General features: G+C 36.4%; 14 protein-coding genes. 5 read left to right on the top strand and 9 right to left on the bottom strand.

Going from position 1 to position 13,677, the window contains the following annotated elements; all coding sequences use genetic code 11:
- Positions 1-70: 70 nt before the first annotated feature.
- From G3I01_RS17200 to G3I01_RS12660, 9 genes are all read right to left on the bottom strand, one after another.
- Positions 71-1,972, bottom strand: a complete 1,902-nt coding sequence (locus G3I01_RS17200) for a M56 family metallopeptidase (RefSeq protein WP_219548444.1) — start codon at positions 1,970-1,972, stop codon at positions 71-73.
- 1 nt (position 1,973) lies between these two features.
- On the bottom strand, positions 1,974-2,339 hold the full coding sequence (locus tag G3I01_RS12695; protein WP_219548442.1) for a BlaI/MecI/CopY family transcriptional regulator: 366 nt from the start codon (positions 2,337-2,339) through the stop codon (positions 1,974-1,976).
- A gap of 119 nt (positions 2,340-2,458) precedes the next feature.
- Positions 2,459-2,854: a nuclear transport factor 2 family protein gene (locus G3I01_RS12690; protein ID WP_219548440.1), complete on the bottom strand. Its 396-nt coding sequence runs from the start codon at positions 2,852-2,854 to the stop codon at positions 2,459-2,461.
- 7 nt (positions 2,855-2,861) lie between these two features.
- On the bottom strand, positions 2,862-3,791 hold the full coding sequence (locus tag G3I01_RS12685) for a UDP-3-O-(3-hydroxymyristoyl)glucosamine N-acyltransferase (protein WP_219548438.1): 930 nt from the start codon (positions 3,789-3,791) through the stop codon (positions 2,862-2,864).
- A gap of 10 nt (positions 3,792-3,801) precedes the next feature.
- On the bottom strand, positions 3,802-4,368 hold the full coding sequence (gene efp / locus G3I01_RS12680; RefSeq protein ID WP_108171414.1) for an elongation factor P: 567 nt from the start codon (positions 4,366-4,368) through the stop codon (positions 3,802-3,804).
- A gap of 9 nt (positions 4,369-4,377) precedes the next feature.
- Entirely contained in the window at positions 4,378-5,163 is a 786-nt protein-coding gene (gene lpxA / locus G3I01_RS12675; protein WP_108171413.1) for an acyl-ACP--UDP-N-acetylglucosamine O-acyltransferase, read from the bottom strand.
- A 5-nt stretch (positions 5,164-5,168) separates the two neighbouring features.
- Positions 5,169-6,566, bottom strand: a complete 1,398-nt coding sequence (locus G3I01_RS12670; RefSeq protein WP_219548434.1) for a bifunctional UDP-3-O-[3-hydroxymyristoyl] N-acetylglucosamine deacetylase/3-hydroxyacyl-ACP dehydratase — start codon at positions 6,564-6,566, stop codon at positions 5,169-5,171.
- Positions 6,559-7,584 carry a UDP-3-O-(3-hydroxymyristoyl)glucosamine N-acyltransferase gene (gene lpxD, locus G3I01_RS12665; RefSeq protein WP_219548431.1) on the bottom strand — a complete coding sequence of 342 codons (1,026 nt, stop codon included), beginning with the start codon at positions 7,582-7,584 and terminating at the stop codon, positions 6,559-6,561. The genes G3I01_RS12670 and lpxD overlap by 8 nt, the downstream gene beginning before the upstream one ends.
- Positions 7,585-7,608: 24 nt before the next feature.
- The gene (locus G3I01_RS12660; RefSeq protein WP_219548428.1) at positions 7,609-8,838 is read right to left on the bottom strand and encodes an HD domain-containing protein; all 1,230 of its coding nucleotides are present in this window, start codon (positions 8,836-8,838) and stop codon (positions 7,609-7,611) included.
- A 127-nt stretch (positions 8,839-8,965) separates the two neighbouring features.
- Between G3I01_RS12660 and G3I01_RS12655 the strand changes: the two genes are divergently transcribed.
- The 5 genes from G3I01_RS12655 to G3I01_RS12635 all read left to right on the top strand — a co-directional run bounded on the left by G3I01_RS12655 (position 8,966) and on the right by G3I01_RS12635 (position 13,669).
- Positions 8,966-10,516, top strand: a complete 1,551-nt coding sequence (locus G3I01_RS12655) for a PglZ domain-containing protein (protein WP_219548425.1) — start codon at positions 8,966-8,968, stop codon at positions 10,514-10,516.
- Between the two features lie 129 nt (positions 10,517-10,645).
- Entirely contained in the window at positions 10,646-11,050 is a 405-nt protein-coding gene (gene tsaE / locus G3I01_RS12650; protein ID WP_219548422.1) for a tRNA (adenosine(37)-N6)-threonylcarbamoyltransferase complex ATPase subunit type 1 TsaE, read from the top strand.
- A 370-nt stretch (positions 11,051-11,420) separates the two neighbouring features.
- Complete coding sequence (locus G3I01_RS12645) at positions 11,421-12,026, top strand: hypothetical protein (protein WP_219548411.1); 606 nt, start codon at positions 11,421-11,423, stop codon at positions 12,024-12,026.
- Between the two features lie 57 nt (positions 12,027-12,083).
- Positions 12,084-13,286, top strand: coding sequence for an alanine dehydrogenase (locus G3I01_RS12640; protein WP_219548409.1), 1,203 nt, complete (start codon positions 12,084-12,086; stop codon positions 13,284-13,286).
- Between the two features lie 2 nt (positions 13,287-13,288).
- Complete coding sequence (locus tag G3I01_RS12635) at positions 13,289-13,669, top strand: hypothetical protein (protein WP_219548406.1); 381 nt, start codon at positions 13,289-13,291, stop codon at positions 13,667-13,669.
- Positions 13,670-13,677 lie beyond the last annotated feature (8 nt).

Here is a 13,677-nt window from a genome sequence, read left to right as displayed (position 1 = left end):
ATCAACAATTCTGATACTTTAAAAAAAGAAGCCGGGAATTTCCCGGCTTTCAATCTTTCTTTCTTTATGGTTATATATAAATTTTAACTGCATCTTTATTTTCAGAAATTTTCCTGATATCTATCTGTTTTGCTTTGCCTTCCTTTATAATTTTCATTGCTTTTTGATAACTTATTTCGTTATCATTTAAAAAATAAACAGCATCTTTTGGATACTTCGTGATTGATTTCTCTTTACTAGCAGTGGTTTTTACAACAAAGCCATTCTCATTATTTACATCTTCAGTTAGAACATTTGAATCTCCATTATTCCTTGAAGAATGTGCTTCAGATTTATTTTGATGTCTTTTTTCAGCTTCAATCTGCCTTCTTTCCATCTCTTCCTGTCTCTCTTCAAGTTCTTTCTGTTTTTGCTCCATCCTCAACTCAATTTCCTCCACACGTGCTCTTTCCCTGGCCTGATCACGCAGTATTCGCTGTTTTTCGGTTTCAGAAAGTTTCTGGTCATTATTTAACTGTCTTTCCAGCTTTCTCAATTCAGCTTCTTTAGATCTCAACGCCGCCCTTTCCTTTGCCAATCTCTCCCTGTCTTCTTTAAAATTAGCTGAATGTTCCCTATGAGGAATCTTCATTCTTTCCTCATGGTCAAGTTTATCCTCCAGTAATCCATTATGCTCTGGATGAGGCGGTGGAGGTGGCGGAGGCGGAACCTGCCCTATCTCTGCAGGAGAAGGTGGTAATGGTGGTGGCGGAGGTAGAATATTTCTTCCTGTTACTTTGGCTAGCCTGGTTTTTTTAAACTCTCTATCCAGTTCTTCCATAAATCCATCAACTGCATTAGAAGTTTTCAAATTAATGCTAACGTCCATTAGTTCTTCATCCTTTAATTTTGAAGTCACTGCATCAATCTCCTCAGCAAAATTCCCAGGTTTTGTGGCTTTGCCATTTATCCAGACCTTCTCGTTCTCAACTTTGATCCTTAGATCTGGTTGCTGGTAGACAGATTGTTTATTTGCTATGTCAACCGGTTGATATTCGGTATTAGATTCCAAAAATGGTAATTCCGAAGTTTTTAAATTTGCTGGACTCTTTTCAGAAATATATACTGGTTTCGCTATTATTTCATTATTGAAAAAGAAAATACAGCAACCTAATACAGGCACAAAAAGTCCCGCTCTCAAAAGGAGTTTTTTAATTGAAAAATCTTTAGTGATCATGATAATTCGTTTTTTGATTAATGAATGATTTATTGGGCTTGATAAGGTATTGTGATGATAGCCCGAACTGTAATTAAATAGAATATTTGAATATTCTAAAGCATTGAAATCTTTGGAGAGAACTTCTTTATCTGCTAGAAATTCATGATTTAATTTGATAGACCTTTTGATCCAGAAAAATATTGGGTTGAACCAGAAAATGATCTGAAGTATTTCAATAAATACGAGATCTAAGGAATGCCTTTGATCTACATGAGCCTTTTCATGCTCAATAACCGCTTCAGAAATTTTATCATTTTTAAATTCGGTTTTATTCAGAAATATATAATTGAAAAATGAATAGGGATCCAGTTTTTGCCCCAGCAGTATATAGATATAGTTGAGTTCTGTGAGACGTTCATTACTGTTTGCTTCCTTTAAAAGGGATCGTAAATTTTTATAAAACCGATATCCAAAGAAAAATAATCCTGCCAGGTAAATACCCGCCGCGCCATATAATAATATCTGCCAATTGATCCATGAATCTTTAGAATTCCGGTCAGTAAAATTAACTTCCTCAAACTCTCCACCGGTGGAAGGAGCCGGCACTTCTACTTCATAAGTAAAGGTAATTAGCGGCAAAGAAAAGGATAGGAATAATGCAGCTAATAAGTAGATACGCTTAACCTTATGAAAATTTTCATTTTCAAGGAAAAACTTATAAAAGCTGAATAAAACCAGCAGGCATAATCCCGATTTAAGTAAATAGATCAACATTCTATTTATTTTTAATTCTTTCGTCTATTAATTTACGGATCTCCTTAAGCTCTTCTTCAGAAAGATCAGTTTCACTTGTGAAAAACGATGCGAACTGCGAAGCGGAATCGTTGAAAAAATTCTTAATCATCCCGCTCATTTGCTTAGAGAAATAATCCTTCTTTTTCACTTTCGGAAAATATTCCCTGGACCTTCCCTGCTTGGTGTAGCCAACAAAGTTTTTATCCTGCATACGTTTCAGCAAGGTTGCTACCGTAGTTAAAGCCGGTTTTGGTTCCGGATACTCCTCCACGAGATCTTTCATATATGCTTTTTCCTTCTTCCAAAGGATCTGCATTAATTGTTCTTCTGAATTAGAAAGTTCCATAAATATTTATTTACTCTACAAATGTAGAACAAAATATCTTATTCTACAAACGTAGAATTAAAATAAATAAAAAAACCTCTGAAATGTCAGAGGTTATATATAAATAGAATCAATTTTGTTTAATTCCAGGGATTTTCATCGATCTCCTCTCCCAGCTGGCTAATCTGGACTCCCCTATATAGCTTTCCATCTTGTAATTCCCAAATTGCGATAAAATGCGCCAGAGGCATTTCTTCTTCAGGGTTTTCTATTGTTCTTACGTGGTATGTGAAATGGATAGCTACATTATCACTTTTCGCAACTACTTTCTCCACTTCTGCTCTAAGGGAATCAAAGGATTTAGCTAATTGCTCGCTTATTTGAGCAATTCCCTCAAGGTTCAATTTTTTCATACCAGTGGTACCATACCAGGAAAGTTCAACATCGGGATGCAGATAACTTCTTAGCACATCTTCATCCTTATAGAAATTGGATTCATAGAATTTCTTTACAATTTCTTTTGTTCTCAAACCCATAGTATACTTATTTTAAGTTTTTTACAATCTCCGGCAATTTTTTGATTGCCGCATATTCTTTCAGTTTAGTACGTACCTCTCCAAAAGGTGTGCCCCAATAAGTTGTATTAGGTGTAGTATCTTTTGAAACACCACATTGTGCCATTAATACAGTTCCAGTAGCAATAGTAACATCGCTTCTAATCCCAACCTGGCCCCAGATAGTTACATCATCCTCTACTACAACGCAGCCGGCAATTCCAACTTGCGAAGCAATAAGACATTGTTTCCCAATTACAGTATCATGGCCAATCTGGATAAGATTATCCAATTTTGAGCCTTCACCTATTATAGTGTCCCCGGTAACTCCGCGGTCTATGGAACAATTAGATCCTATCTCTACATTGCTTTTAACCAATACCCGTCCACCAGACAATAATTTGTCAAAACCTGAAGGACGTTTTTTATAGTAAAATGCATCGCCACCCAAAACAGTTCCCGCGTGAATGATCACATTATCTTCAATAATACAATTATCTCCAATATTTACATTGGCATGGATCAAACAATTTTTTCCAATCTTAACATTATTTCCGAGCACCACGTTAGGCTGCAAAAAGGTTCCCTCACCTATTTCAACCGAATCTGGAACTGCTACATCTGCTCCCTTAAATGGTTTAAAGTGCCTGGTAAGTTTATTGAAATCCCTGAATGGATCTTCTGAAACAAGTAAAGCCTTCCCCTCAGGACAATCTACTTCTTTGTTTATTAAAACTATGGTAGCTGCAGATTCCAGAGCTTTATCATAATACTTAGGGTGATCCACGAATACAATATCACCAGGGGTAACCACGTGGATCTCATTCATTCCCAATACCGGGAACTCAGGGTCACCAATGAAAGTACAATCTATTAGCTCTGCTATTTCTTTAAGGGAATGTTTACGAGGGAATTTCATTAATAATAAATTATTCCTTGATTCTTTCTTTGTAGGTTCCCTTTTCTGTCTCGATCTTTATCTTGTCTCCTTCGTTAATAAATAAAGGAACGTTCACTTCGAAACCAGTTTCAACAGTTGCAGGTTTAGTTGCGTTTGTAGCCGTATTTCCTTTCACTCCAGGCTCTGTATGAGTAACTTCAAGAACAACACTTGCAGGCATCTCTACAGAAAGCGGCATATTATCTTCTGTATTGATAAGAATAGTTACAACTTCACCTTCCTTCAGAAGTTTAGGCATATCCAGGGCATTTTCAGTCAGTCGAATCTGAGTATAGTCTTCGACGTTCATGAAATGCCAGAATTCACCATCTTCATAAAGAAATTGAAACTTATGAGTTTCAACTCTAATATCTTCGATTTTATGACCTGCGGAAAATGTATTTTCAAGAACTTTTCCTGTAGTAACGCTTTTTAGCTTTGTTCTTACGAATGCCGGACCTTTTCCTGGTTTAACATGCAAAAATTCCGTGATCTTATAAATATCATGGTTATATCTAATACAAAGTCCGTTTCTAATATCGCTGGTTGTAGCCATTTTAATATTTTAATTTGAGCTGAAGTATCCTTTCATGATACCTCTTTGTGAGTTTTTAATGAATTCTAATATTTCGTCTCTTTCCGCTGTTGCTTGCATTTCTGCTTCAATAATCGCCACGGCTTGAGAGTTATTATAATTTTTCTGGTACAGTATTCTATAAATATCCTGGATCTCCCGAATCTTTTCAGTCGTAAATCCTCGACGTCTTAGACCTATTGAATTGATCCCTACATAACTTAAAGGTTCCCGTCCTGCCTTTACAAAAGGAGGAACATCTTTTCTTACCAAAGACCCCCCGGTTACAAAAGCATGTTTCCCGATACTGCAAAACTGCTGAATCGCTGCCATTCCGGCTAAGATAACATACTCCCCAACATTGATGTGTCCCGCAAGAGTACTGTTATTTGAAAATATGCAATTATCCCCTACGATACAATCGTGAGCGATATGGCAATAAGCCATGATCCAGCAATTATTACCAATTACAGTCTTCATTCGATCTGTAGTACCTCTGTTGATTGTAACACACTCTCTAATGGTAGTGTTATCACCAATCACGGTAAGAGTATCCTCATCGTTGAATTTTTTATCCTGTGGCACTGCAGAAATTACTGCGCCTGGAAAAATACTGCAATTCTTCCCGATCCTGGCGCCTTCCATAATACTCACATTGGAACCAATCCAGGTACCTTCTCCAATCACCACGTTATTATGTATCGTCGCAAAAGGTTCAATTACAACATTCTTTGCAATTTTCGCTCCCGGATGTACGTATGCTAAGGGTTGGTTCATGCTATTTATTTTGATTTAACTATTTGTGCCATTAAGATGGCTTCAGTGGCAAGTTGCCCGTTTACATATGCATATCCCTGCATTTGACAAATACCTCTCCTTATTGGAGCTAATAATTCTAATTTAAATATAAGTGTATCTCCTGGTACTACCTGTCTTTTGAATTTTACATTATCGATCTTCATAAAGAAGGTAAGGTAGTTCTCAGGATCTGGAACAGACTTCAAAGCTAGTATCCCACCGGTTTGAGCCATTGCTTCTACCTGAAGAACACCTGGCATCACAGGTTTTCCAGGGAAGTGCCCTACGAAGAACGGCTCGTTCATAGTTACGTTCTTCATCCCGATCACATGCGTATCGGTCAACTCATAGATCTTATCTACAAGTAAAAATGGTGATCTGTGCGGCAAGGTATCCATTATATCATTCACATCCATCAATGGTGGTTGCGAAAGATCTATTTTAGGAACATTATTCCTTTTCTCTGCCTTAATAACCTTGGCCAGTTTTTTAGCAAATTCGGTATTTACATGATGACCCGGTTTAGTGGCAATGATCTTACCTCTAATTCTGGTACCAACCAATGCTACATCTCCAAGTACATCTAATAATTTATGTCTGGCAGCTTCGTTAGGATAATGTAAGGTTAAGTTATCCAGTATTCCATTAGGCTTAACAGATATCTGGTCTCTGTTGAATGCTACCCTTAGTTTCTTCAGTGTTTCTTCACTGATCTCTTTATCAACGTAAACGATCGCATTATTAAGGTCCCCTCCTTTTATTAGGCCATGCTCCAATAATGTTTCTATTTCGTGCAAGAAGCTGAAAGTTCTGGCATCGGCTATTTCGGTTTTGAATTCAGATAAATGTTCTATGGAAGCGTTCTGCGTTCCAAGAACCTTTGTTCCGAAATCCACCATAGTGGTCACTTGGTATTCATCTGCAGGCATTGCGATTATTTCACTTCCGTTCTCGTCACGATAGCAAATAATCTGATCTACAACATATTCTTCGCGTTCTGCCTCCTGCTCTACCGTACCTGCTTTTTCTAAAGCCTCAACGAAAAATTTGGAAGAACCATCCATAATTGGAGGTTCAGAAGCATTTAATTCAATATAAAGGTTGTCTATTTCTAAACCAACACAAGCAGCCAGGACATGCTCTGAAGTTTGAATGGAAACCCCATTCTTATCTAGATTAGTACCTCTCTGGGTATTAACCACATAACTTACATCAGCCTCAACTTCCGGGCTACCTTCAAGGTCTACCCTTCTAAATACATAACCAGTATTTTCAGGTGCCGGTTTAAAAGTAAGCTTCACTTCTTTACCAGTATGCAGGCCAACACCTTCAAGAGAAACTTCTTCCCTGATTGTCCGTTGCTGTAAATTTCTATCAGCCATTATTCATTTTTTTTTCGAGTTGGTGTATTATATTCATAGTTCGAGGCAGGTTCTTAAAATGTATATAGGATTTGTTATAATCGCTATACCCAATTGCAGGTGAACCTTGTAACATTTCATCGTCTTTAATATCCCGCCCAATTCCTGATTGCGCCTGGATCTTCACACGATTTCCTATGGTGAGGTGACCGGCAATTCCTACCTGGCCTCCAATAAGACAGTTCTTCCCGATCTTGGTAGAACCGGCAATTCCCGTCTGAGCAGCGATCGCTGTGTTTTCACCAATTTCAACATTATGAGCTATTTGAATATGATTATCCAACTTCACTCCTTTTCTTATGATTGTAGAGCCCAATGTAGCCCTGTCTATTGTAGTTGCGGCTCCAATATCCACATGATCTTCAATGATGACATTTCCTATTTGAGGTACCTTACTGTATTCTCCTGTTTCGCCTGGGCTAAATCCAAAACCATCAGCACCAAGGATCGCACCACTATGAATGGTGACGTCATTACCAATAAGGGTTTCAGAATATATCTTTACTCCTGCAAAAATGGTCACATTATCACCAATTTTTACATTATCTCCTATATATACATTGGGATAGACCTTAACATTTTTTCCGATCTTCACATTTTCTCCTACGTAAGAAAATGAACCTAAATATAAGCCTTCACCATATTCAGCAGAATCTGACACATGACTAGGATTTTCTATTCCAGACTTATTTAGCTTGATCTGATTATAGTATTCCAACAAAGTAGAGAAAGCCTTGTAGGCATCCTTTACTTTTATGAGCGTTGTATTAACCGGTTGCTCTACTTCAAAATCATCATTTACGATGGTAATAGAAGCATTAGTTGTATATAGAAAGGAGGTATATTTAGGATTACTAAGGAAAGTTAGTGATCCTTCAGCACCTTCCTCGATCTTGGCAAGCTCAGAAACTTCGGCTTCAGGATTGCCCTCAACCTTACCTTCTAATATCTCGGCTATTTGCTCTGCTGTAAATTTCATTCTGGCAAAAGTAAAAAAAATGAGTTAATCTTTAACTTTTGGATAACACATATAGTATTTAGTAACGGTATTTGTGAGGGCTTTTAAATTGAATTGATCTGAAACCTTGACTACGTCGTTGATCTTTCCGTTCTTATGGAGGATATTTATATTATCCTTTTCTCTCTTATAGGCTAAGTTTGCGATTTTCCCTTCGAATACAAAGTAAGAAGCTTCCTTTTCAGAAATATCATATTTTTTCTGCAGTGCCAGCGATCGCTTTTCCAATTTTTCTTTGGAAGGTTTTTTCTTTTTAATCTTTACTTTTAGAAGATTCCTGTTAATTATCATTTCACAAAGATTACTAAGCACAAAATCGTCTGCATACATCCATTCTTTCATAGCAGAGATCACATCATTGTCATCCAGCCTTGCGAACATATTTAAGGTCTCATCATCAAAATCCTCCCTGGTCACCTTATTTTTCAAGAAGTACATCAAGGAGCCACTTGCGTGCAGAACCTGGCCTTGCTGAATTAGTTCTTTAGCTCTTTTAAGCACACGTATTAATAATTGTTCTGCTACCAGGCTAGTTTTATGCAGGTAAACCTGCCAGTACATCAACCTTCGGCCTATAAGGAATTTTTCTACGGAATAGATGCCTTTTTCCTCAACTACCAGTTCATCATTAACCACATTAAGCATAGTGATCAAACGCTCACTATTTATATTTCCTTCCACCGCGCCCGAATAAAAACTATCTCTTTTAAGGTAATCCAGGCGATCCATATCCATCTGACTCGAGATTAACTGGTTCATGAACTTGCGTTCATACGTACCCTTGAATATCTTGATAGCCAGAGTTAAACTTTGGTTAAAGTTTGAATTCATCTTTTCCATGAAAAGCAATGAAATGGTCTCATGGTCAACACCTTCCACTAGACTATGCTCCATAGCATGACTAAAAGGACCATGTCCTATATCATGCATTAAAATAGCTGTTAGCAAGGCTTCCTCTTCCGCATCAGAGATCTCAACACCCTTGTACTTAAGCACCCGCACGGCTTTCTGCATTAAATGGACACAACCTAAAGCATGATGAAACCTGGTGTGATGCGCTCCTGGATAAACAAGGTATGAAAGACCCATTTGAGATATTCGGCGCAATCTTTGAAAGTAAGGATGTTCAATTATTCTAAAGATCCGCTCGTTCGGGATGGTAATAAAACCGTAAATTGGATCGTTTAATATTTTGAGTTTAGTTTGTGAAGCCAAGCTTTATTTTTCTAAAATTCTAAACAAAGATACATATATGAAATGAGCCACGGTAAATTCTTATTATCAAGTAAGATACTAGTGGAAAATTACATATTTATATAAATTACAAATACAATAAAACTATATGAATAATATCAAAATTTTATGGGTGGACGACGAAATCGACTTGCTAAAACCTCATATCATGTTTTTAGAAAGCCGGAATTACGAAGTTACTACCAGTAAAAGTGGTACGGAAGCATTGGAACAGATTGAAAACGAAAATTTTGATATTGTTTTTTTAGATGAGAATATGCCAGGTTTAACCGGTCTGGAAACTCTTGCCGAGATCAAGGAAAAACGAGAGACCATTCCGATTGTAATGATCACCAAGAGTGAGGAGGAATATATTATGGAGGAAGCCATTGGCTCTAAAATAGCCGATTACCTTATAAAACCTGTAAATCCAAATCAGATCCTTCTAAGCATAAAAAAGAACCTTGATCATTCCAGACTGATTTCAGAAAAGACCACTTCCAACTACCAGCAGGAATTCAGGAAGATCGCCATGGAAATGTCCCAGGTAAATTCTTATGAAGAATGGGCAGAGCTTTATCAGAAATTGGTTTACTGGGAAATTCAACTTGAAGATATAGAAGATTCCAGCATGGTGGAGATTCTGGAATCACAGAAACAGGAAGCAAATAATCAATTCTTCAAATTCATTTCGAAGAATTACCAGAGTTGGTTTGAGAAAGACGCAGAACCACCAGTAATGTCTCATACCTTGTTCAGAAAAAAGATCCTCCCAGAGATCAATATGGAGCAACCTACTTTATTAGTAGTAGTTGACAATTTAAGGTATGACCAATGGAAAGTACTGGAACCAATAATTAATCCTTTTTACAAGAAAGAAAAGGAAAGCGCCTATTATAGCATTTTACCAACTGCCACTCAATATGCACGAAATGCGATCTTTTCAGGACTTATGCCCAGTGAAATGGAAAAGCTTTTTCCAAAATACTGGAAAAATGATACCGAAGAGGGCGGGAAAAATCTTTATGAATCACAATTCCTGGAGGAACAGTTAAAGCGACTGGGAGAAGACCTGAATTACGAATATCATAAGATTAGCAGTCTTAAAGCAGGAAAAAAACTGGTAGATAATTTCAAAACTCAGAAATCCAATGATCTTACGGTAGTTGTATATAATTTTGTGGATATGCTCTCCCATTCAAAGACCGAGATGGAAGTGATCAAGGAATTGGCTTCAAATGACAAATCCTATCGAAGCTTAACCCAAAGCTGGTTTAAAAATTCACCTTTACTGGAGATAATCCAGAAAGCACAGCAATCTGGTTTCAAACTTATCATTACTACAGACCATGGAACTATTAACGTGAAAAATCCATCAAAAGTTATAGGCGATAAGAATACCAGTTTGAATTTGAGATATAAAACAGGCAAAAGCCTTACATATGAAAACAAAGAAGTACTTGCGATAGAGAACCCTAAGTCTGTTTATCTTCCTACAATAAATATGAGTAGTTCTTATATTTTCGCTAAGGAAGATCTATTCTTTGCCTACCCCAATAATTACAATCACTACGTAAGTTATTACAAGAACACTTTTCAGCATGGCGGGGTCTCTTTAGAGGAAGTCGTAATTCCCTTTGTAGTCCTGAATCCTAAATAATCGATAAAATACACATTTCATCGATTAAAAACATAAAAAATAATTGTATCATCCTGATATTCAGTTACCTGTGGTGGTATAATTATTTTTTACATATATTTACAGTCCCAAATCTGACATATTGATATTATGGAGTTAACCTATAGACTTCAAGAACTGGATGTAGCCGTAGATTATATTCTAAAAAATACCAAAAGCAAAACTTTGCTTTTTTACGGCGAAATGGGTGCAGGAAAAACTACTCTTATTAAAGAGTTGGTTAAGGCACTTGGCGTACAAGATACAGCCTCCAGTCCCACGTTTTCATTAGTGAACCATTACGAGTCAGAGGAAGGATCTGTTTTTCATTTCGATTTTTACAGGATCGAGGATGAAACTGAAGCTTTAGACATGGGTATTGAAGATTACCTGGAGTCAGAAAGTTGGAATTTGATAGAATGGCCGGAAAAAATTGAAAATTTACTAGGGGAAAACACCCAAAAATTGCTACTTCAGGTAGAATCAGAAGAAACAAGAAAGTTAAAGTTTTGTTAACAAAACGAAAAACAGGGAAAATAGAAGCACAAAACTTATTGTAAGAATTTTTTTACTTTTACAATTGTTTTATAAAGTTAAAATTGGAAATTATATTCATTGAACGATTTATAAATAAATTTAACCTAACATATTTAAAGTTCAAATTGCGATTTTCAGGCGATTTTTTACCTGAAAAAAAGCTGCAAAAGTACAACTAATGTTTTAACTGACAGGATTTTAAGTTGTTATATGTTTGTCTCAGAAAACAGAACGAAACAACAACTTTTAAAACCTATAATTATGAAACTTAAAGCAGTACTTTTCGCAGCAGCAATATTTGGAGCTAGTTTTTTTGTAACTTCAACTACAGATAACGATACTAATAAAGATGAAATTAAAAAGCAAGCTGTCGACAGAAGACTCATCAAAGTTCCTACTAACGGGTAGTATACTTGCTATAATTATAGCCTTTTCACCTTATTTATTTTATATATATGAAATTTTCCCAAACGGCCGCGTTTGGGAAACTTCTTTATTTACGTATGAGAGCAAGTATTATGAAGATGTTCTTACTGCAGCTTGGACATATTCAAGCAAAATTGTTCCGTTAATTCTTCTTCTAATCTGGTTTTTTACATGTAAACATTGGTGGTATCATGTAATATTGGTTCCATTAATAATGTACGGCTATCAATTAATTTCCGTTTTTTATGAAGATGTATATTTAGATGTTATTGCAATGGATAGCGGAGATTTAGTTTTTATGGCTCCTTTTTTCATAATAATACTTTCCATAGTTTATTTAGTTCGTATTAAAATCTTTGACAAAATTTATGGAATCGATTTATCAGAATTAGATGAAACGGAAATCTCAGTATTTTCTCCAATTTCAGATAAAGATCTTAAAGAGATCAAATATTTTCAGGAAGATGAAGATATGGAAGAATTAGAAGAGTCTAACCTACTAATTGAAGACTACTACCGCAAACTATAAATCAATATTCTTCATTTTATTAATTTAGTTGTAATTTAACTGCTTTAACATATTTACATGGGAAAACAGCAGGTATCACCTTTTACGAAGGCTCAACTAATACCACAAGAAGAAACCCTCGAGATCTATAAGCGTAAGGGTGAGCTTTTTATAGGAATTCCAAAAGAGACCGCCTATCAGGAAAAACGAATTTGTTTAAGTCCGGATGCTGTGGCTGCAATCACGGCTCATGGTCATAGAGTCATGATAGAATCTGGTGCAGGGAAATGGGCTAGATTCAGCGATAAAGATTATTCTGATGCCGGTGCTGAGATCACTAAAGATACCCGAAAAGTATTCTCCTGCCCAACGATTTTAAAGATCGAACCGCCATCCATTGAAGAACTTTCATATATAAACCCTCAAACTATATTAATCTCTGCGCTTCAGATAAAAACTCAGTGTAAAGAGTATTTTCAAAAACTGGCAGAGAAAAGAATTACTGCCCTTGGCTTTGAATTTATTAAAGATGATGATGGTAGTTACCCGATTGTTAGAGCCTTAAGTGAGATCGCAGGAACTGCTTCGGTTTTAATTTCTTCAGAGATCATGAGCAATCATGCCGAGGGTAACGGACTAATGTTTGGTAATATTAGTGGGGTTCCTCCAGTAGAAATCGTTATAATTGGTGCAGGAACGGTGGGTGAATTTGCAACGAGATCTGCGATAGGTCTTGGAGCCAGCGTAAAGGTTTTTGATAGTTCCCTAACCAAATTAAGAAATATCCAGGCCAACCTGGGAAATACCTTTTACACAAGCACTATTCAGCCAAAGAACCTTTCTAAAGCTTTAAAACGTGCAGATGTGGTTATTGGAGCGGTAAGAGGTAAAGACCGGTCCCCTATTCTAGTTACTGAAGAAATGGTACAGTCTATGAAACGTGGAGCGGTCATCATTGATGTAAGTATAGATATGGGTGGCTGTGTAGAAACCAGCGAAATTACTTCTCACGATAATCCTATTTTCACTAAACATAATGTGATTCATTATTGTGTCCCAAATATTCCTTCAAGATATGCCCGAACCTCTTCGCTTTCAATCAGTAATATTTTCACTCCTTATCTCTTACATATTGGAGAGGAAGGCGGACTTGAAAATACCTTGAGATTTGATAGAGGTTTACGCAATGGTTTGTATTTTTACCATGGAATTTTAACCAGCAAATCTATTGCAGACTGGTTCAATCTTTCCTATCGGGATATAAATCTTTTGATCTTTTAAGTATGAAGTTTGTGCATCGCCTTGCCTATTATGGGCTGGGGCTTTTTTTTGGAATTGTTATTTTACTTTTCTTTTTAGGCGGAAAAAAAACATCTTGTGATTACTCTCCAAATGCCAGGGTTCTGAAGAATATTAAGATCAAGGAAAGAAGATTTTCTGAAAGCTCGATGGAGTTCTTTCAAACCAATAATATTGACACGTCAATGGTATCTGAAATTCTAAAGGATGGCGATGTCGATTTCAATAGAAGTAATACAGATGCTGAACCATGTAATATTTATTATATCTCAGGAGGTCCTGAAAACAATATTCTGGAATTAGAGATCGAGAATTGTGATAGTACAGCTACAATTCAAAATGCTTACATTAAAAAAGACGAGTAGATTTTACC

Source organism: Gramella sp. MT6 (assembly GCF_019357415.1).
In the GTDB taxonomy this organism is placed as follows: domain Bacteria; phylum Bacteroidota; class Bacteroidia; order Flavobacteriales; family Flavobacteriaceae; genus Christiangramia.
The sequence above is the reverse complement of the archived record's forward strand: the minus strand, read 5'-3'. Positions and strand labels throughout refer to the sequence as shown.